A 19,727-nucleotide genomic window follows, 5' to 3' on the forward strand; every position below is an offset into this window, starting at 1 on the left:
TTTCTTATTTTTTTCTGAAATAAGAATTAATCACTTTTTGAATGAAAGTATTAAAAAGGCATTAGTTATTACAATTATAATCTCAGCTATATTTATTTTATATCTTTTAAATATTGGTGGCAGACAAGAAACTGTAATTAGTTTTTTTTCCGTTAAAAACAATAGCGTTTCTTTGATTTTTCTTACTATGTATATTTATTTATTTATAAATCTCAAAAAAAGTTATTTTAAAATAATTTTTTTTATAATTACTATTTTTATTTTATATTTGATTAGTAGTAGACTGGGTGTAATCTTGTTAATGTTTTATGTTTTCTTTGAACATTTTATTAGTAAAAAAAATATTAATTTTTTATTAGTAAGTTTTTTTATTGGATTAGTTTTTTATGTGTTATTTTTTACTCACACTCTAAGCTTTATATTAGAGCATTTAAATTTATTCAATTTTATTAAATATCCATACAATTATTTAGAAGATATACTAAATTCGTGCATAGATATAAAAAATATTGAAAGTAGTTGTGATAATGTTATTTTTTCATTAGCTAAAACTTTAAATTTTGAAACATATCTTTTTAATTTACTAAATTCTGTTCTTTATAGATTAAGCTACAATTATGAAGTAATTAATTTAATAATTGGTAATAATTTTTTACCTTTTTTCAAAAACTTTAATGATTTATCCCAATATTTTATAACCGACATTGGGATAATTAAACATAATATGGAATTATTTGTTAACCCACATAACAGTTTCCATATAGTTCTTATGAGAACAACTATTATTGGTTTAATTATAATTTCTTTATTTTTTTTTCAGACATGCAAAAATTTGATAAAATTTAACGATTTTAAGTGGTTTTTATTTGTAATTATATTACTGCCCTATCATATATTTGATGATTTTTTACTAGGAAATCACTGGGCGAGCTCAATAATTTCTTGGATGATTTTTGGGATAGCTTATAACAAAAAAAGATATGTTTAAGTCTTTTTTAAAAATTACAGATTTATTAGATCACAAAAGAAAAAAGAGATTTTATTTAATTATCTTTTTTGCTGTTATTGGAAGTTTTTTTGAAGTTGTTTCAGTATATTCAATAGGTCCTTTCATCTCATTATTAACAAATCCTAAAATAATTTATGAAAATTCTTTTTTGAGCTTTATTTATGATTATTTAAATATGGATTTTAACTATTTTGTAGCTTTATTTGGTGCTTTTTTGTGTATTTTAGTTTTCTTTAGTAACTTGCTTTTAATTTTTATGTCATGGCAGTCTCATAAATTTGGTCAATTCACAGGTAGTTACTTTTCTCAACAATTATTCAATTATTATATGAATAAAGATTATTTAAGCCATAAAAATTCAAATCATTCTTTTTTTGTAAAAAATATAATTTTTGAATCTAGACGATGTGCGGATGGAGTTGTTGGTCCATTTACAACTTTAATTTCAAAATCAGTAATATTATTTTCTATTTGTATATCTTTATTTTTCATAAATTTTTTAGTCACATTAGGAATTTTTGGTTTTTTAATTCTAGGATATTTTACTTTGTATTTGATAGTTAAAAGAAAGTTAGCTGAAATAAATGAGGATTTAAGTTTGTATGAAAAAAATAAATATAATATTGCAGATGAAACGTTTAGAGGTATTAAAGAGGTAAAAATTTCTCTTTCTGAAAAAATTTTTAAAAATTTATATCTTAAATATTCTGACAAATATGCCTATTCTCAAAGTTTGTCTCAAATTCTTGCACAATTCCCAAGATTTATTTTTGAAACAATTTCAATTTTTTTAATTGTTATTTTTTCAATTGCATTTTTATTTATATTAAAAGATAGAGATTTTGCTTTAGTATTACCTTTATTATCAATGTATGCATTTGCTGGTTTTAAAATAATGCCATCTTTACAGCTAATTTATTTTTCAATTGCTACCATAAGATCTAACCAGAACTCAATAGATTTAATTTATAAAGATTTGTATGATACAATAAAAAATAGTAAAAATTCAAACATCCAAGAACTATCCCCAATTAGCTTAAAAGATAAGATCTATTTTAAAAAGATTTGTTTTAAATATCCAGAAAATCAAATTTTGCAAAATGCAGATATAGAAATTAAGAGAAATGAAATTGTTGGAATATTTGGAGAGTCAGGATCTGGAAAAAGCACTTTTATAGATATCTTTACTGGATTAATTCAAATCGATAGTGGCACAATAGAAATAGACGGGAAAAAGACAGAAATATTTGAAAATTCTAATTGGTTTAAGATGATTAGTTATTTATCACAAAACATCTTTATATTTGATGGAACTTTAAAAGAAAATATAGTGTTCAATTTTGATAGATATAATAATAAACCTCAGAAAAAAAAATTGTTTGAAGTTGTAAATCTATCAAACATAAATAACCTTGCTACAACTAATCAAGGTTTTGACCGCCAATTAGGATATTCAGCTGGTAAAATCAGCGGTGGTGAGAAACAAAGAATTGGAATTGCTAGAGCCTTATTTAAAGATACCCCAATATTAATATTTGATGAACCGACAAGCTCTTTAGATGAAAAAAATGAGCAACTTTTTAGAAATACAATTCTTAAAATTAAGAAAAATCGATTTATAGTTATTATTTCTCATAATAGAGATACTTTAAGTGTATGTGACAAAATTTATAAAATGAATAATGGAATTTTTGAATTAGAAAAATGATAGTTATATTTGATGTAAAGACAGGAAATATAACTTCAATTAAAAAAGCTTTAGATTATTTAAATATAAATAATAAAATATCTGATAAAGAAGAAGATCTTAAAAAATCCTCTAAGATTATTTTACCTGGTGTTGGGGCTTTTGATAATTTTATGAATAAACTAGAAGAAACAAATTTAAAAAATAGTTTAATTTATGAAATTAAAGATAAAAAAAAACCATTTCTTGGAATTTGTTTGGGTATGCAGTTGTTACTTCATAGCAGTGAGGAAGGTAATTCAAAGGGATTAGGTTTAATAGATGGTAAAATTAAAAAATTTGATAAAAACTTAAACATAAGAATTCCTCATATGGGACTAAATTATGCAAATGTTTTAAAGAAAAATAATTTAATAAAAGGAGAAAAAAAAAAATTTTATTTTGTTCATTCGTATTTTGCTGAGGTAAAAGAAAAAAATATAATCGCAGTAACTAGATATGGTATAGATTTTCCAAGCATTATAAATGAAAATAATTTGTATGGTGTACAATTTCATCCAGAAAAAAGTCAAAATGATGGTAAAGATATTTTAGAAAATTTTTCAAAGTTATGAGTTTAAATAGAATAATTCCTTTACTTTTATTAGAGGAGAACAAACTTGTTAAAACAAAAAAATTTTCAGAACCTAAGTATATTGGTGATCCCAAAAATACCATCAAACTATTCAATGAAATGAATTGTTCAGAGATAATGATAATAGATATAGAGAAAACAAAAAAAAATAAGAACATAGAATTTAACTTTATTGAAAGTATTATTTCAGAGGCATTTATGCCAGTTAGTTATGGAGGAGGTATCAAGAATTTAAATGATATAAATGAATTGATTAAAATTGGATGTGAAAAGATATCAATAAATTATAAAAGTGACGATCATGAATTTATTGAAAAAGCAGTTTCTACCTTTGGAAGTAGCACCATAATTGTTTCAATTGACATAAAGAAAATAGGTAGTGATATTTTTTGTTTTGATTATATAAGCAAAATAACAAAGAAAGAAAAATTAAATGATAAAATTAAAGAATTAAACAAGTGTGGTGTTGGAGAATATTTAATTAACTTTGTTGATAAAGATGGATTAATGTCAGGATTTGACAGAGAAACAATTGGAGAAATCCTAAAATTAACAAATTCACAAATTACCTTTTGTGGTGGAGCTTCATCTTATGATGATTTATATGAAACAATTTTAACAGGAGCAACATCATTAGCAGCAGGTAGTTTATTTATATATCAATCTTTGGATTCTGGTGTTTTAATAAATTATCCAGATGGAAATGAATATACAAAAATTTTAGAAGCATGAAAAAGTGTATTGCATGTTTGATGAATAGTAATATTAAAGAAATTTCTTTTAATAAAGAAGGTTTATGTAATTTTTGTATTGAATTTAAAAAGTATAGATATTTTTTTGATAAATCTGAAAAATACACAAAGAGCAAATTAAAAGAAATCTCTAGAGAAATTAGGTCTCAAACAAAAAATGAAAAATATAACTGTTTAATAGGTGTTAGTGGAGGTATTGATAGTTCATATCTTGTTTATCTAGCAAAAAAAATGAACTTAAGAACTTTACTTGTACATTTTGATAATGGCTGGAATTCTGTTACTGCGATTAAAAATATATTTAAATTATCAAAATATACTGGTTTTCCACTTAAAACTTATGTCATTGATTGGGAAGAATTTAAGAGTTTGCAAAGATCATTTATAAAATCAGGAGTGATTGATGTTGAAATGTTAACCGACCATGCAATTGGTGCTACACTCATAAAAATTGCTAAAGAAGAAAATATTAAATTTGTTCTATCTGGTGAAAATTATTCAACAGAAAATGGCATGCCATCATCTTGGACATGGCAAAAAATCGATAAAAAAAATATTGAAAGTATTAACAAAAGTTACGAAAACATTAAATTAAGTAAGTTTCCAATCATAAGCTATTTCAAATATTTAAGAACACTATTTTTTTCCAATATAAAATTTATAAAAGTTTTAAACGAAATTCATTATGAGAAATATAAGTCAATTGAACTTTTGAAAAGCAAGCTAGGTTTTTTAGATTATGAAAATAAGCATGATGAGTCTGTTTTCACTAAATTTTATCAATCATACTATTTACCGAAAAGATTTAAAATTGATAAAAGAATAGCCCATCTATCAGCTTTAATTAGAAATGAAGAAATTACTAAAGAAGCAGGAGAACAATTATTGCAAAAAAATTTGGAAACCATTGAATTACAAAATGAAAAAAAGTTTGTTTGTGAAAAACTAGGTTTCTCAGTAAATGAAATGGATAAATTTGTATCTGAAAAAACTAAAGATCATAGTGATTTTGGATCTGATATTAAATATTTCACCCTTCTATTTAAAATTAAAAATATTCTAGGGATAAAATTATTTAAATAACAATGTGTGGTTTTTTTTCAATTCACAAAAGAAAAAATTTTATTTATGATTTAGAAAAATCAGTAGAATTTGTCAAAAAAAATTTAGCAAGAAGAGGACCAGATTCCCAAACTGCTTTATATTTAGACGATTCTTTAATACAGAATGAAAATATAAAAAATATAAATAACCTTATTATAGCTTCAAGACTTAATATTATTGATAATGATAGTAAATCTAATTTACCATTTGTGTCAAAATGTAAAGGTTATATTTTGTCTTTTAATGGAGAGATTTATAATTTTCAAGAACTTAAAAATAAATACCTAAAAAAAATTGAGCACAGCACTAAATCTGACACTGAAGTTTTATTGAATCTATTAAAACTAAAAGGAGAAAATATTTTAAATGAGCTAAATGGTATTTTTTCAATTAGTTTTTATGATTTAAATAAAAAAAAGATTTTGTTAGCTAGAGATAGATTGGGTGTGAAGCCCTTATTTTATTATTATTCTAATAATATTTTTTGTTTTTCAAGTGATGTAAAAAATATTCTTTGTTTTAACGAACTAGATAAAAAAATTAATAAAAATCTTTCAGTTCTATTTTTAAATAATATTTCAAGTTTTAAAAACGAAGATACATTTTTTCAAAACATAAAAAAATTAGAAGGAGGAAAGTATATAATATTTGATTTAAAAAATTTCATTATAGAAAAAAAAAAAAGTTATTGGAATGTAGAAAAGAATACGGATACACAAATTTTTAGTAGTGAAGATTTATTTAAAGATTTATTCACAACAATTGAAAAACAAGGAATTAATAACAGGAATATTGCATGCACCCTTTCAGGAGGCTTAGACTCATCAATAATAGCACTTTTGCTCAGAAAAATTTATCCAAACAGAGACATAAACTCATATTCATTCACTTTTAGTCAGAATCAGAACATAAACGAAAAGCAGTACTCGGATTTAATGGCAAAAAAACTTAATTTAAAAAAAACTGAAATTAAAATTGAAAATAGTGATATTTTAAAATCCTTAAAAAAAACAAATTTTGCTTTATCTTTTCCAGCATATGGTTTTAGTAATGTTGCTCAAAATTTAGTTTATGAAAGAATAAATGATGATGGAATACGTGTTTGTTATGATGGCCAGGGTGCAGATGAGGTATTTGGAGGATATCATGGATTTGGTTCTGCATTAATGCACGCAAATTTAAAAAGTTTTAATTTATCTTATTTATTTCAAAATTTTCTTAGTTCATTAAAAAATAAAAATATAAAAAATACATTTTATTTAAACTTTTTATCAAGATCTCTAAGACCAGATTTATATAAATTTTTCTTAAAATTTACCGAAAAAAATGAAATAAAAAATACGCTTATTTATAATAAAGAGGATTATGATAGGTATCTTAATTCCTTTCTGAATGAAAAAAACATTACACAAAAAAATTATTTTAAAAATGAAATATTATATTTTTTAACAAAAGGTATTGAACCACTTCTAAGTTCTTTAGATGCAAATTCTATGTATCATAGTATTGAAGCTAGAGTACCCTTTTTAGATAATTTTATTTTAGATAAGTATATATCTATGGATAATAACCAACGTATATCTAATTCTTTGGTTTTTAAAAAACTTTTAAAACAAGCTTTTGCTAAAGAGATACCAGAAAAAGTTTTAAATAGAACTGATAAAGTAGGTTTCTCAACGGATGATAGTTTATTGTTAAAAACAAATATTGATGAAATAATCTCAGACGTAGATTCTTTCGAGCCAAATTCAATAATAGATAAAAAATTTTTTTTAAAAATTTTACATAATTTTAAAAATAACAAAATTCAGAAAGTAGATAATATATTTAAGATGTATTCTTTTTCTTTATGGTGTAGTCAGTTTAAAGTTTATGAATAATTTTTATAATATAAATTTAAAGAGAATAAAACTAAATAAATTAAAAATTTCAGTAGTTGGTTTAGGTTATGTTGGGTTAAATCTTCTGATACATTTTTCAAAAACTAAAAATCAAATTTATGGAATAGATAATGATATTAAAAAAATTTCTTTTATCAAAAAAGGTAAATCTTATATAAATTATATTTCAGATAATGATATTAAAAAAATAAAAAAAAATTCTTTTTTTTCAAATAATTATAATTCAATAAAAAGTTCAGATGTTGTTATTTTTTGTTTACCTACACCTTTAAAAAATAATAGACCAGATTTAAGTTATTTAAAAGAAGCATGCGATGAGTCAAAAAACAAGATTCGTAAAGGTCAAATTCTAATTCTAGAAAGCACTTCGTACCCTGGCACTACAGAGGATTTTCTTTATAAAAATCTAAATTTAAAGAGGTTTAAGTTAGGGAAGAATTTTTTTCTTGGCTTTTCTCCAGAAAGAGAAGACCCAGGGAATAAAAAATTTTCCTTAACAAAAATACCAAAAGTTGTCTCAGGATATACTAAAGAATGTCTAAATTTAGTTGAACAGATTTATAAAATAATTATTCCAAGGGTCATTAAATCAAATTCAATAAAAGTAGCAGAAACTGCAAAGTTGCTAGAAAATGTCTATCGGGCTGTAAACGTTACATTAGTTAATGAAATAAAAAAAATTACTAATAAACTAGATATTGATATTTATGATGTAATAAATATTGCTAAAACAAAACCATTTGGTTTTCAACCTTTCTATCCAGGTCCTGGATTGGGCGGTCATTGCTTACCTATTGATCCAATTTATCTTTCGTATGCAGCAAAAAAACTGGGAGTAAAAGCAAAGTTTATTGAACTAACTAAAGAAGTAAATTCTAAAATTCCTCTGGAAATTAGTTCAATAATATTGAAAAAAATAAAAAAAAATAAATCCAAAATTCTAATTTTAGGGGTAACATATAAGCCAAATGTTGATGATATAAGAGAATCTGCTGCACTCAAATTAATAGAATTACTTTCAAAACAGAAAAAATATAAGATAAGTTTCTCTGACCCATTCATTAACAGGTTATCTGTCGGTAAAAAAAAATTATATTCTGTTAAACTTTCAAAAAAAGTTTTAAATAGTTTTGATTGTGTTGTATTGATTACTGATCATTCAAAATTTAATTATAATTTAATTAAAAAAAATAGTAAAATATTATTAGATTCACGAGGAAGATTTGAAGTTTCAAATAATATTATAAGAATATAATGAAAAAAAAATTTGTTTTATTTGGAGCAGGGGGATACGTTGCGCCAAAACATTTTAAAGCAATTAAAGATACTAATAATGATTTAGTTGCATCATATGATGTGACCGATTCTGTTGGAATTCTTGATTCATATTTTCCTAATTCAAAGTTTTTTACTGATGAAACTAAAATTGTAAGATTTATTGAAAAAAGCAATTTAAACTTAAAATCAAAAATAGATTATATAGTAATATGCACACCTAATTACTTGCACGAAAGTCAAATCAGGCTAGGATTAAAAACCAATCTTAATGTAATTTGTGAAAAACCCTTAAGTTTAAATCCTGAAAATATAAAATTAATTAAAAAAATAGAAAAAACATCAAAGAAAAAATGTTTTCCTATTTTACAGCTCAGATTGCATCCCAAAATTAAGCTTTTAAAAAAACAAGCTAAGAAAACAAATAATATTGTTGAATTAATTTACATTACTCCAAGAGGTCAATGGTATCATCAATCTTGGAAGGGAAAAGATGAAAAATCGGGAGGTATAGAAAGTAATATAGGTATTCATTTTTTTGATATGTTGCTGTGGATATATGGAGATTGTCAAAGTTTCAAAATTTTATATAGAGATGATAAAAAATCATATGGTATAATGAAACTTAAGAGAGCTACTGTAAAATGGTATTTGTCAATTGATAAAAAAGATTTAAATAAAATTTCTAAAAATAAAAAATCTTTCAGGAAATTGATTGCAAATGGTGAAGATGTTGACTTTACCGAAGGATTTGATCAATTGCACACTGAGAGTTATAATCAAATCTTTAAAAATAAAGGATTTAGTGTCGATGATGCAACTAAAGCAGTAGAACTTGTTTATAAGATCAGAAAATCAAATAAACATGGTAATATTAAAAATATTAATAGTTATATAAAAAAATTTATTTAACAAAATTTAAATGAAAGAATTTTTTGTTCACAACACCTCAATCATAGATGAAGGGGTTAAAATAGGCAAAGGTACAAAAATATGGCACTGGTCTCATGTATCGAAAAATTCAAAGATTGGAAAAAACTCTACAATAGGTCAAGGATGTTTTATTGGAAATAATGTTAAAATAGGAAATAATTGTAAAATTCAAAATCATGTGTCTATATTTGATGGGGTGATACTTGAAGATGGGGTATTTATTGGACCTAGCACTACATTTACAAATGTTAAAAATCCAAGATCCCATATTAATCAAAAAAAAAAATATATTAAAACTGTTGTTAAAAAAGGTGTTTCAATAGGTGCAAATTCTACAATTGTTTGTGGGATTAAATTAGATGATTTTTGTTTTATTGGGGCAGGGTCAGTTGTGACTAAAAATGTAAAAAAATATAACCTTGTTTATGGAAATCCAGCTAGAGTAAAAGGCTTAGTTGATAAAAAAGGAAAAAAAAAATTATAACTTATTTATTGCATCAATAACTTTATTTTGATCCTTAATTGCAATCCATGGACTAAAGGGGATACTTATAGCTTCTCTTGATAAAATCTTACTAATTTTGTTTTTACTTTTTTGTTTATATGCTTTTTGTTCAGATAGTATTTTAGGATAATAAATAGAAAATGGAATTTTATTTTTTTTGAAAATTTCTATTAATCGATTTCTAAATTTTGTTTTAATTGTAAATTGAGCAAAACTAGAAAAATTGTTTTCTTTGATTTTTGGTAAAATAATTTTTTTATTATTTTTAAGTTTAGAATAATAATTATTTGCTTTTGAAGTTCTCAATTTAAGTAATTTTTTTATTTTATTTAATTTGATGAGTAAAACAGCAGCTTGTATTGTATCTAGTCTTGCGTTGAAACCAACGTAATTATGAATATATTTTTTATTCGTCTGACCATGATTTCTTAAATAAGTTATCTTTTTAAAAATATTTTTATTATTTGTAAAAACTGCACCACCATCCCCAAAACATCCTAGAGTTTTAGTAGGAAAAAAACTTGTTACAGAGATATCCGCAATATTACATGAATTTTTATTTTTATACTTAGCACCAAAACTTTGAGCTGCATCTTCGATTAAAATTATATTTTTATTTTTAATTATTTTTATAATTTCTGTAAAATTTGGACACTGTCCAAATAAAGATACCACAACAATAACTTTTGTTTTGTTTGTGATTTTTTTTTTTAATTTTTTCGGATCAATTAAGAAAGTTTCATAATCTACGTCAACAAATTTTATTTTTAAATTCAATACAGCTGCAACCTCTGCTGGGGATACATATGCAAAATCTGGGATAATAATTTCATCGTTTTGTTTTAGATTTAAAGATTTTAACGCAAGTAATAAACCATCTGTTCCGCTTGATGTTGTTATACAATATTTAGAACCTGTAAAGTTTTTTAATTTATTCTCTAATTGTTTAACCTCTGATCCTAAAATAAAATTTGATTTTTTTAGCACTCGACTAATTGATTGGTCTATATCTCTTTGGAATTTTTTATATTCTGTATTAATATCTATAAATTTCATTATTATGATTTTATTAATTGAAAATATTTTTATAATTTATTTTACTTTAAATTTATATTTTATTTCAAGAAAGTTATCATTATATCATTTTCAAAATGAAAAAAATGAAAATGTAATATTAATTTTTTTACTAATCATTATTTGTGTTACTTATATTATTTTTTTACTAATAACTCTTAATCTTTATACCAATTACTTAATTTATATTATTTCCTTAATTTCTCTTACATATACTTTTTTCTTTATATCAGATATAAAGAAACTTAGTTTAAATAGCATCGTTAAAAACAAAATTTTTCTATTATTTATTCCCTTTTTTATAATTAGTTTGTTGCCTGCCAGTGATCCTGACTCACTTGATTATCATCTGGGTGTTGCAAAGTTTTGGATAGAAAATCAAAAAAACCAATCATTAGAAAATTGGCTACATTTTAGATTAGCTTCTTACGGAGAAACATTAAATATTTTTTCTATTTTACTTTTTGGAGGAAAATGGCTTTCTTTTTTAAAAGTTTTTTTAGTATTTATAATTACTAAAATTATTTACGAAAATTATAAAATTGAAACTAATTTTAATTTTTTCTTATACAGTTTTTTGGGATCTCCAATTTTAGTTTACTTTATTTCAAACCAAAAACCTCAGTTTTTTGGTTTTATAATTTTAATTACATGTATTTTACTACTAAATCTTAAAGCTAATAAAAGTTTTATACCAATTTTGATGGCATATGTTTCATCGCTTAAATTTTCATTTATCCCAATAGTTTTCTTAATATTCATATATATTTTTTTTCTTAAAAATTTTAATAAAATTAAATTAATTAAAATATTTTCCTTTTTTATCTTTTTATTTTGGAGTCCAATTTTAATAAAAAATTATTATTTTTATGGAAATCCGATGTCTCCATTTTTTGAAAGTTTTTTATCTAAATCACCCAATGACACTGTAATAAATTTTTCAAATATGTTGAGAAATTTTAGTGAATTCGGATATTCAGGATTTAATCAAGTTGCAAATATTTTTATTCCACTAAACTTTGGAGCAATCACCACTTCTTTTGGTGTAAGTATTTTTTTTCTATTCTTTTTAAAATTTAATAAAAAAAACATATCTGAATTATTATTCTTATCATTAATAATTATTCTAATTTATTTTTTTATAGGACAATACAGTACTAGATATATTTATTTAAGTTACTTTCTTATAATTTTTAGTTTTATTTTTTGTGACTTCAAATTAAAAAAAATTTTGTCTTTTGCCTTAATTTGTCAAACAATATTTATTTATATATTTTTAATTTTTATATCTTTACAAAACTTTCCAAGCTTAATTAATGAAGAAAAAAATAAAGTATATTTATTAGATAAAGCATATCAGTATAAAGAGGCCAAATGGATCAGAGAAGTTGTAAAAAACGAAAATTATTTATCTGATATCAGATCAAAGTATTTTTTGGAAAATAATCATTTTTCAATTGAGTTTGCTTTTTATACACCTGAAAAAGAACTTAATTCGAAATTATTAAATTTTTTAAAAAAAAATAGGATAAATAAAATTTCTTTGCTTGTAGACAATAACAATGTTTATAATAAATTTAATAATTGTAAGAAAAATTTAATTACTAAATCATTTAAAATTGCAAGAAGAAATTTTTTAGCAAAAGATAAATTTATTCAAAGAGAAATTTTTGATCTAGATATTACAAACAAAGATTGCAGTATCAATTTGTAAATTGCGTAACTTTTCTTAAATTTTTGAATATTAATGAGATTATAGGAAATTTTAAATTATTTTTCTTTTGTATTTTAAAATCTTCAATCATTTTTTTTAATAAACTAGTCAATCTTGTGCTGTCTCCTCCAAACTTCATTTTAGTTATATATTGATTTAAATATCCTATTTTTAGTCTATTATTTTTTAAACATCTCAACATATAATCATAATCTGAAGAAATTTTGTATAAGTTAGAATAAATACCTATTTCAGAAGAAAACTTTTTTTCAATAAAAGTTGAGGTATGTGGAGGCATCCACCCGAACTCAATTTTTTTTATATTAAATTTTTTAGATATCCATTTTCTTATTATTTTATTATTTTTAGAAACGATTAAAATGTTGCCATATAAGAAATTTATATTTTCCCTAAATTTTTGCTCAACGTCTTTGAGTATATTTTCATCATAAAATTCATCATCAGCGTGTAGTATCCCTATCAAATCTCCATTGGCATTATTCATTCCAATATTAATTGCATCAAATTTATTTCCAGTATTATTATCCTCTAAAATTATCCTAGAGGAAGAATTGAGACTTTTTAAATATTCTTCTGTGTTATCATTAGATTTAGAATAAATAATAACATGTTCTTTATTGTCATAATTTTGATCATCAAAGCTTTTGATAGCATTTTTGAGGTCAGGCATTCCATTCTTAACAACAGTTATTATTGAAATTTTTTTCATGAAAAATATAGATTGACAATTTTTTTTGAATTTTTCGATACTGAAAAATTTTGCTTACTTAGCTTTAAAGCTTGTGCTCCAAATTTATTTATTGTTTTTTTATTGTTAATTTTTTTTATATTTTTTAATAAATTTTCAGGTGTATTTGGATTTATAATATAACCTGTTTTTCCATTTATTAGATATTCTGATTTTTTGTGTTTGTGAGCTACAAGTGATGGAATTCCATAATAACCTGCTTCAAATACAGGTCTTCCTATTGCGTAATCTTCGTTAGGAAATACTAGAACATCTATGTTTTTATAAACCTTTTCTAAACTTTTAATATATCCCATGAATTTGATATTTTTATATTTAACTAAATTTTCTCTTTTATAAAATAAATAAAAATCTTTTCTAATATTTAAGTAATTAAGAATTAAATTCTTTAAGTTAAATACTGGAAATGGAGAATAAATTTTTAATTCAATATTTTTATTTTCACTTAATAATTTAAAAGCTTTAATTAGTTTTTTTATTCCTTTTGACTCGTTTAATTGACCTACAAAACCAAAAGTAATTATATCTTTTTTAAATCTATTTTTACTTCTATTCTTTTTTTCATTTATTTTACTAATGCAATTTAAAATTATTACACTTTTATTTTTAAGGCTTGAATGCAAACTTAGTTGGCAATCCTTATCTATACAAATAATTTTAAAAACATTTTTTTTTAAAATACTATTCATCCATTTAATTCTTAAACTATTTTTAGTTGATAATTTAGTTCTTTGATGTGTGATAATTTTACAAGAAAATTTTTTTTTCAGATATGGAATAATTGGAAAGCATAAGATTTCATTTAAATGAATTATATCGTAATTCCCTTTTATGTTTCTAAAAGTAAATAAAAAACAAATTAGAAAATAAATTTCACGTATAAGTATCAACCATCTTAATTTTTTATAATAACCAAAATTAGAATTATCAAAGATTGGGACACCTTGTGTTGGTATTATATTAAATCCAAGTTTCTCTATTTTATAAAATACCTCTCCTTTTGGGCAAATTATATCAATTTTTAAATTTCTATCTTTTTTAAAATAATTTAAATTTTCTATTAAACTCCTTGGCGCACCGCCATATTGGCTTCTGTGATGAATAATTAAAACTCGTCTTTTTTTCATTAATATTTTAATAAATGTTTTTTTATAATTTAAATATATATATTATTTGTAAAATGATAGTTAATGACATTTCAAAAATCAATCTCATTGATAAATTTGGAAATTTAATTTCTAAGAGAACTATAAGAGAAGACCTTATAAATATAAATGAAATTAATAACAGTTATAAATTTAAAAAATTAGTTTTTTTATTGATAGAAAATAGCTATGAGTCTATTTTATTCTATATATCACTTCTTAAATCTCAAAACACTATCGCACTAATTAATGCCAATATAAAGACTGAAAATTTACATGAACTTATTAAATCATATAATCCAAATACCATTGTTACTAAAAAAAATATCGAATTTAAAAATTATAATCAAACTTTAAATTTTAAAAATTATTACTGTTATGAAAATAAAAAAAAAACTAATTTAAACATTAATAATGAATTATTTTTTTTACTAACAACTTCAGGTTCTACCGGTAGTTCAAAATATGTGAGAATTTCTTATAAAAATCTTGAATATAATACTAAATCAATAGTTAAGTTTTTAAAAATAAACAGAGATGATAAATTGATTACAACTTTACCACCAGACTATACTTATGGATTTTCTTTATTAAATACACATCTGCTTAAGGGTTCTTCGATAGTGTTAAACAATTATAGTATTATTCAGAGAGAGTTTTGGGAATTATTAAAAAAAACGAAAGCTACTACTTTTGGGGGAGTGCCATATACTTATGAATTATTAAAAAAAATTCATTTTGAAAATTACAGTTTTCCATCTTTAAAATACATTACTCAAGCTGGTGGAAAATTAAGTAATGAAAATCAAAAGTATTTTTATAAAATTTTAAAAAGAAAAAAAATTAAATTAATTATTATGTATGGAGCAACTGAAGCAACATCTAGAATGTCCTATTTGCCATGGAAATTTTGTCAAAAAAAAATTGGAAGTATTGGAATTCCTATACCTGGTACAAAGATGGAAATTAATAATCCAGATAAAAATAAAATTGGTGAAATTATTTTTAAAGGAAAAAATGTTTCATTAGGATATGCAAAATCATATAAAGATTTAAGTAGAGGTAATTTAAATAAAGAAAAATTAAATACTGGTGATATTGGTTATAAAGATAACGATGGTTTTTATTTTATCGTTGGAAGAAAAAAAAGATTTTTAAAATTATTAGGACATAGAATTAATCTTGACGAACTTGAAATAAATCTTAGGAAATTGTTAAATTATAATTTAATTTTTTGTACAGGAAATGATAATGAGTTAATAATTATTTCAAATCAAGATAAAATTAAAAATCAAATATTTTCAAGTATAGTAAAGGAGTATAAAATAAACAAAACTTTAGTTAAATTTAAAAAATTTACAAACCTTAGTTTAACTAGCTCTAATAAAATAAATTACAAAAAATTAGATGAAAATTCAAAATAAAGAGTACAAAAACATATTAGATAAATATTTAAAGCTCAGACCTTTCGATTTAAATAGAAAGCAAAAATTAACAGAATTTAAAAATAGCATTAATGCTTTGACAGAATATCATTATAAAAACAATAAGTTATATAAAGAAATAGTAAGAAGGTTGAATTTTAAATTAAGTAAAAAATATAAAATTGATGAATTACCATTTCTTCCTGTAACAGTTTTCAAAAATTTTGATATTCATACTTCAAAATTATCAGATATTGATACTATAGCTACTTCATCTGGTACAACTGGAAAAAAAGTTTCCAAAATTTTTTTAGATAAAAAAAACTCAATAAATCAAATAAGAGTATTGAATAAAATTTTAACTGATTATTTCGGATCTACAAAATGTCCAATGCTAGTCTTGTCTAAGAAATCAAAAGAAAAATCAGAGGAATTAAATGCAAAATTAGCTGCAATAAAAGGCTTCTCTGTTCTTGGTAGTGAATTTTTTTTTGGATTAAATGATCAGGGTGCTTTAGATGATAAGACTTTAAAAAATTTTATTAATCATCCATCTAAAAAGAAATATATTTTTGGTTTTACTGGTGATATTTGGCAAAAATTTTATTTATGTGAATCGAAAATAATTCATAAAATTAATTTATCTAATGTAACTATAATTCATGGGGGAGGTTGGAAAAAACTTGAACATTTGAAAATAGATAATCAAACTTTCAAAAATAAAATTTATAAAAAATTTAAAATAAAAAATATAATTAATTATTATGGAATGATTGAACAAACAGGTTCAATTTTTTTAGAATGCAGTGAATGTAATTCTTTTTTTCCATCAATCTTTTCTGACATACTTATCAGAGATGAAAATTTAAAAATTAATTTTAATAAACCTGGTTTGGTTCAATTAATTTCACTTTTACCAACAAGTTATCCTGGTCATAATATTTTAACGGAGGATGTTGGTCAATTTGTATTTAAAAAATGCAGACATTGTAATCCAAAAAATTTAAAACAATTCCAAATTCTTGGCAGAGTAAAAAATTCAGAAATTCGGGGATGCAGTAACATTTGATATTATAATGATTAAAATAAACAAAATTGAAAATCTGGATAATCTTAATCTGAAAAATTTAAAAATATATAAACCATTCGATAAAAATATAATTAAATTTCTTAATGAATTATCTAGTTCTTTAATAAAAAATAAAGAAAATCTCAAATATCCAGAAATTATTGCATTTGCTTTTTGGATAAGAAAAGCAAACTTAGAAAAAATTGAGAAAAATTTAAACTTTTTAAAAAATGAAGTAAGAATTGGAAGAGGTTTGGCTTTCCATGTTCCTCCAGCCAACGTAATTACTGGATTTCTTTATTCTTGGGTATTTGGATTATTATCAGGAAATTCAAATATTATAAAAGTACCTTCAAATAATAAAGAATTTAATTCTAAAATAGTAAAATTAATTAATAAAATTCTTTCAAAAAAAAAATATTTGAACTTAAAAAAAAGTAATTATTTTATAAATTATCCTAACAATGAAAATATAAACAAATATTTGTCTTTAAATTCAGATTGTCGATTAATTTGGGGTGGAGATCAAACAGTCGAATATTTTAAAAGTTATAAAACTCCAATAAAAAACATAGATCTTTTTTTTTCTGACAGATATTCGTTTTCATTGATAAAAATTGACAAAGATACAGATTTGGAAACTCTTGCAGAAAAATTTTATAATGATGCTTTTTTAATGGATCAAAATGCATGTTCAAGTCCACATTTAATAGTTTGGTACAAAACAAAAAAAAACAAAATAGAAAAATTTTGGAAAATTTTACAAAATCATTGTAGTAAAAATTACAAAATAGATATTGGGAATGCTTTTAAAAAGTACGAATCCAAGATAAACAATTTGATAAAATTAGAAAATTTTACCTCTTTAAAGTTAAATGGAAATCATATTTCAAGACTAGAAATCAAAAAATTACAAACAAATATTGACAATTTAAGAGGTAAATTTGGACAGTTTTTTGAATACAAAACTGACGATATGTCATTTTTAAAAATAGTTAGTAAAAAATATCAAACTTTATCTCTTCATGGTTTAAATAAAGATTTTATAATTAATAAAATTATTTCTAAGAAATTAGCTGGTATTGATAGAGTTGTTGAGATCGGAAAATCGAATTCAATAACATTATTGTGGGATGGATATGATATTGTAAGAAGTTTAAGCAGGATTATTAATAATGAGTAAAATTTATAAAAAAATTGATTTGTTGAATATTCAAAAAAATACCAACGAATTTTTGATGATGGATGAAGTTGAAATAATAGAGGAAAATAAAGCAAAAGGAAAAAAATTTTTTAGTGAAGATTTTTGGATTTTCCAACACCATTGGCCTGGAGACCCTAACGTACCAGCTGTTTTTCAAACAGAGGCAATGACACAAATTTCATCAATTTTGATATTGAGTAAACCTAATTACAATAATAAGACGCTTCTGGTAGTAAATTCAAATAACTTAAAATTTAAAAAAAAAATTGTGCCAAATCAAACTTTGGTGGTTAAAACAGAGCTTCTATCATTTAAAAGATCTTTAGCAAAATTTTCAGCTAAAGGGTTTGTTAATGATGAGATTTGCTGTGCAGGTGATTTTTTAATGGTTTTGCAAGAAGACATAATTTAGTATAAAAATTAACATTGAACTTAATAAATTAACATGTAAATAGCACTAATGCCTATTCATTCAGCATTATTAAAAAAACCAAGATTGGTTAAAAAATTAAAAGATTTTTATGACTACGTTCAAAAAAATGATGGAAAAGTAGGTACAAAAACTAGAGGAATTGATCTCAATTTTAATAATGCTTGTAACTTAAGGTGTAAATATTGTTTTACTAATTCTCCAAAAGGAGATCATGTGAAAGAGTATTTAGATTATGATGCAATTGCTAAATTAGCTGATGAAGCTGACGAGTTAGGTTATTTTGAATTTGATTTACAAGGTGGTGAATTATTACTACAGCCTAAAAAGTTGTTTAAAGTTTTAGAAGCAATTAAACCTGAACGCTTCTATTTATACTTAACAACAAATGGATATTACTTGGATAAAAAAATGGCTGAAAGACTTGCAGAGGCAAATGTTAGTAGAGTTTCAGTTAGTATAGATAGCATGGATGAAAAAATTCATGACGAAATAAGAGGAAGAAAAGATTCATGGAGAAGAGCTATGGAAGGTTTAAAACATGTCCAAGAGGCAGGTATAGATCCATATTTAAATATTACTGTTGGTCACTACAATGCTCATACTGATCATTTAAAGCAGTTATTAGATTATTCAAAAAAACAAAAATACAGAACTTTGTTAAATGTTGCAGTGCCAGCTGGAATGTGGCAACAAGCTGAAGATATAATATGTGATGATAAAGATAGAGAGTATTTAAAAAAAATTAGAAAAGAGTATAAAAATTTAGTTAGAAATATTTGGAATCCATTTGATAAAAATCATGAAAAAATTCTTGGCTGCACGACAGTTAATCGACTTTATGTCACGCCAATTGGTGATGTTTTGGTATGTCCATATGTGCATATTAAAATTGGTAACATATTTAAACAATCATTAAAAGAAATAGTTGATTTTGGTTTCAGTATAAAACATTTTCGTAATCACAGTGATTTATGTCTAGCCGGTGAAGATAAAAATTTTATTAAAAATTTTATGACGAAACAAGGTCAAACTATTTTCAAACCAGCTGAAGCTAAAGAAATTTTTCCAAGTGAAGATTTTGTGAAATAGTGAATT

The 19,727-nt window shown here is 23.1% G+C and carries 18 protein-coding genes; 15 read left to right on the forward strand and 3 right to left on the reverse strand.

Annotated elements, in window-relative coordinates; genetic code table 11:
- Positions 1 to 301 precede the first annotated feature (301 nt).
- From VP90_RS06025 to VP90_RS06065, 9 genes are read left to right on the forward strand one after another with little or no spacing between them, the layout of a single operon-like run.
- Positions 302 to 988 (forward strand): hypothetical protein, encoded by a 687-nt coding sequence (locus VP90_RS06025; RefSeq protein ID WP_262590219.1) that lies wholly within the window; start codon positions 302 to 304, stop codon positions 986 to 988.
- Positions 981 to 2,717: an ATP-binding cassette domain-containing protein gene (locus VP90_RS06030; protein ID WP_262590220.1), complete on the forward strand. Its 1,737-nt coding sequence runs from the start codon at positions 981 to 983 to the stop codon at positions 2,715 to 2,717. Before VP90_RS06025 ends, VP90_RS06030 begins: the two co-directional genes overlap by 8 nt.
- A complete protein-coding gene (gene hisH / locus VP90_RS06035; protein WP_262590221.1) occupies positions 2,714 to 3,310 on the forward strand; it encodes an imidazole glycerol phosphate synthase subunit HisH in 597 nt (198 codons plus the stop codon). Before VP90_RS06030 ends, hisH begins: the two co-directional genes overlap by 4 nt.
- Positions 3,307 to 4,062: a HisA/HisF-related TIM barrel protein gene (locus VP90_RS06040; protein ID WP_262590222.1), complete on the forward strand. Its 756-nt coding sequence runs from the start codon at positions 3,307 to 3,309 to the stop codon at positions 4,060 to 4,062. The genes hisH and VP90_RS06040 overlap by 4 nt, the downstream gene beginning before the upstream one ends.
- Positions 4,059 to 5,165: an N-acetyl sugar amidotransferase gene (locus tag VP90_RS06045; RefSeq protein ID WP_262590223.1), complete on the forward strand. Its 1,107-nt coding sequence runs from the start codon at positions 4,059 to 4,061 to the stop codon at positions 5,163 to 5,165. The genes VP90_RS06040 and VP90_RS06045 overlap by 4 nt, the downstream gene beginning before the upstream one ends.
- Before the next feature lie 2 nt (positions 5,166 to 5,167).
- Positions 5,168 to 7,066: an asparagine synthase (glutamine-hydrolyzing) gene (gene asnB / locus VP90_RS06050; protein WP_262590224.1), complete on the forward strand. Its 1,899-nt coding sequence runs from the start codon at positions 5,168 to 5,170 to the stop codon at positions 7,064 to 7,066.
- Positions 7,059 to 8,342: a nucleotide sugar dehydrogenase gene (locus tag VP90_RS06055; protein WP_262590225.1), complete on the forward strand. Its 1,284-nt coding sequence runs from the start codon at positions 7,059 to 7,061 to the stop codon at positions 8,340 to 8,342. Before asnB ends, VP90_RS06055 begins: the two co-directional genes overlap by 8 nt.
- Positions 8,342 to 9,274 (forward strand): Gfo/Idh/MocA family protein, encoded by a 933-nt coding sequence (locus VP90_RS06060; protein ID WP_262590226.1) that lies wholly within the window; start codon positions 8,342 to 8,344, stop codon positions 9,272 to 9,274. Before VP90_RS06055 ends, VP90_RS06060 begins: the two co-directional genes overlap by 1 nt.
- A gap of 10 nt (positions 9,275 to 9,284) precedes the next feature.
- On the forward strand, positions 9,285 to 9,779 hold the full coding sequence (locus tag VP90_RS06065) for an acyltransferase (RefSeq protein ID WP_262590228.1): 495 nt from the start codon (positions 9,285 to 9,287) through the stop codon (positions 9,777 to 9,779).
- Here VP90_RS06065 and VP90_RS06070 read toward each other — a convergent pair.
- Positions 9,774 to 10,856 (reverse strand): DegT/DnrJ/EryC1/StrS family aminotransferase, encoded by a 1,083-nt coding sequence (locus VP90_RS06070; protein ID WP_262590229.1) that lies wholly within the window; start codon positions 10,854 to 10,856, stop codon positions 9,774 to 9,776. The two genes, VP90_RS06065 and VP90_RS06070, sit on opposite strands and share 6 nt — an antisense overlap.
- A 4-nt stretch (positions 10,857 to 10,860) precedes the next feature.
- Here VP90_RS06070 and VP90_RS06075 point away from each other — a divergent pair, with 4 nt between their 5' ends.
- Positions 10,861 to 12,588: a DUF1420 domain-containing protein gene (locus tag VP90_RS06075; protein WP_262590231.1), complete on the forward strand. Its 1,728-nt coding sequence runs from the start codon at positions 10,861 to 10,863 to the stop codon at positions 12,586 to 12,588.
- Here the strand turns inward: VP90_RS06075 and VP90_RS06080 are convergent.
- The gene (locus tag VP90_RS06080) at positions 12,578 to 13,318 is read right to left on the reverse strand and encodes a glycosyltransferase (RefSeq protein WP_262590233.1); all 741 of its coding nucleotides are present in this window, start codon (positions 13,316 to 13,318) and stop codon (positions 12,578 to 12,580) included. The two genes, VP90_RS06075 and VP90_RS06080, sit on opposite strands and share 11 nt — an antisense overlap.
- Positions 13,315 to 14,484 carry a glycosyltransferase family 4 protein gene (locus VP90_RS06085; protein WP_262590234.1) on the reverse strand — a complete coding sequence of 390 codons (1,170 nt, stop codon included), beginning with the start codon at positions 14,482 to 14,484 and terminating at the stop codon, positions 13,315 to 13,317. The genes VP90_RS06080 and VP90_RS06085 overlap by 4 nt, the downstream gene beginning before the upstream one ends.
- A gap of 53 nt (positions 14,485 to 14,537) precedes the next feature.
- On the opposite strand from VP90_RS06085, the gene VP90_RS06090 reads away from it, so the two are divergent.
- From VP90_RS06090 to VP90_RS06110, 5 genes are read left to right on the forward strand one after another with little or no spacing between them, the layout of a single operon-like run.
- The gene (locus VP90_RS06090; RefSeq protein ID WP_262590235.1) at positions 14,538 to 15,926 is read left to right on the forward strand and encodes an AMP-binding protein; all 1,389 of its coding nucleotides are present in this window, start codon (positions 14,538 to 14,540) and stop codon (positions 15,924 to 15,926) included.
- Positions 15,910 to 16,995, forward strand: coding sequence for a hypothetical protein (locus VP90_RS06095; protein WP_262590237.1), 1,086 nt, complete (start codon positions 15,910 to 15,912; stop codon positions 16,993 to 16,995). Before VP90_RS06090 ends, VP90_RS06095 begins: the two co-directional genes overlap by 17 nt.
- Before the next feature lie 7 nt (positions 16,996 to 17,002).
- A complete protein-coding gene (locus tag VP90_RS06100; RefSeq protein WP_262590238.1) occupies positions 17,003 to 18,178 on the forward strand; it encodes an acyl-CoA reductase in 1,176 nt (391 codons plus the stop codon).
- Complete coding sequence (locus VP90_RS06105; RefSeq protein WP_262590239.1) at positions 18,171 to 18,611, forward strand: 3-hydroxyacyl-ACP dehydratase FabZ family protein; 441 nt, start codon at positions 18,171 to 18,173, stop codon at positions 18,609 to 18,611. The genes VP90_RS06100 and VP90_RS06105 overlap by 8 nt, the downstream gene beginning before the upstream one ends.
- A gap of 48 nt (positions 18,612 to 18,659) precedes the next feature.
- On the forward strand, positions 18,660 to 19,721 hold the full coding sequence (locus VP90_RS06110) for a radical SAM/SPASM domain-containing protein (RefSeq protein WP_262590240.1): 1,062 nt from the start codon (positions 18,660 to 18,662) through the stop codon (positions 19,719 to 19,721).
- The last annotated feature ends 6 nt before the right edge of the window (positions 19,722 to 19,727 follow it).

Origin of the sequence: Candidatus Pelagibacter ubique HIMB140, assembly GCF_025558165.1 — a bacterium.
GTDB lineage: Bacteria > Pseudomonadota > Alphaproteobacteria > Pelagibacterales > Pelagibacteraceae > Pelagibacter > Pelagibacter ubique_T.

Excerpts from the sequence above, each read along its gene's own strand:
- VP90_RS06085 (WP_262590234.1), bottom strand. The coding sequence starts at position 14,484 with ATGAAAAAAAGACGAGTTTTAATTATTCATCACAGAAGCCAATATGGC.
- VP90_RS06070 (WP_262590229.1), bottom strand. The coding sequence starts at position 10,856 with ATGAAATTTATAGATATTAATACAGAATATAAAAAATTCCAAAGAGAT.
- VP90_RS06095 (WP_262590237.1), top strand. The coding sequence starts at position 15,910 with ATGAAAATTCAAAATAAAGAGTACAAAAACATATTAGATAAATATTTA.
- VP90_RS06030 (WP_262590220.1), top strand. The coding sequence starts at position 981 with ATGTTTAAGTCTTTTTTAAAAATTACAGATTTATTAGATCACAAAAGA.
- VP90_RS06045 (WP_262590223.1), top strand. The coding sequence starts at position 4,059 with ATGAAAAAGTGTATTGCATGTTTGATGAATAGTAATATTAAAGAAATT.
- VP90_RS06075 (WP_262590231.1), top strand. The coding sequence starts at position 10,861 with ATGATTTTATTAATTGAAAATATTTTTATAATTTATTTTACTTTAAAT.
- VP90_RS06080 (WP_262590233.1), bottom strand. The coding sequence starts at position 13,318 with ATGAAAAAAATTTCAATAATAACTGTTGTTAAGAATGGAATGCCTGAC.
- VP90_RS06100 (WP_262590238.1), top strand. The coding sequence starts at position 17,003 with ATGATTAAAATAAACAAAATTGAAAATCTGGATAATCTTAATCTGAAA.
- VP90_RS06105 (WP_262590239.1), top strand. The coding sequence starts at position 18,171 with ATGAGTAAAATTTATAAAAAAATTGATTTGTTGAATATTCAAAAAAAT.
- VP90_RS06025 (WP_262590219.1), top strand. The coding sequence starts at position 302 with ATGTTTTATGTTTTCTTTGAACATTTTATTAGTAAAAAAAATATTAAT.
- VP90_RS06110 (WP_262590240.1), top strand. The coding sequence starts at position 18,660 with ATGCCTATTCATTCAGCATTATTAAAAAAACCAAGATTGGTTAAAAAA.
- VP90_RS06055 (WP_262590225.1), top strand. The coding sequence starts at position 7,059 with ATGAATAATTTTTATAATATAAATTTAAAGAGAATAAAACTAAATAAA.
- VP90_RS06090 (WP_262590235.1), top strand. The coding sequence starts at position 14,538 with ATGATAGTTAATGACATTTCAAAAATCAATCTCATTGATAAATTTGGA.
- VP90_RS06040 (WP_262590222.1), top strand. The coding sequence starts at position 3,307 with ATGAGTTTAAATAGAATAATTCCTTTACTTTTATTAGAGGAGAACAAA.
- asnB (WP_262590224.1), top strand. The coding sequence starts at position 5,168 with ATGTGTGGTTTTTTTTCAATTCACAAAAGAAAAAATTTTATTTATGAT.
- VP90_RS06065 (WP_262590228.1), top strand. The coding sequence starts at position 9,285 with ATGAAAGAATTTTTTGTTCACAACACCTCAATCATAGATGAAGGGGTT.
- VP90_RS06060 (WP_262590226.1), top strand. The coding sequence starts at position 8,342 with ATGAAAAAAAAATTTGTTTTATTTGGAGCAGGGGGATACGTTGCGCCA.
- hisH (WP_262590221.1), top strand. The coding sequence starts at position 2,714 with ATGATAGTTATATTTGATGTAAAGACAGGAAATATAACTTCAATTAAA.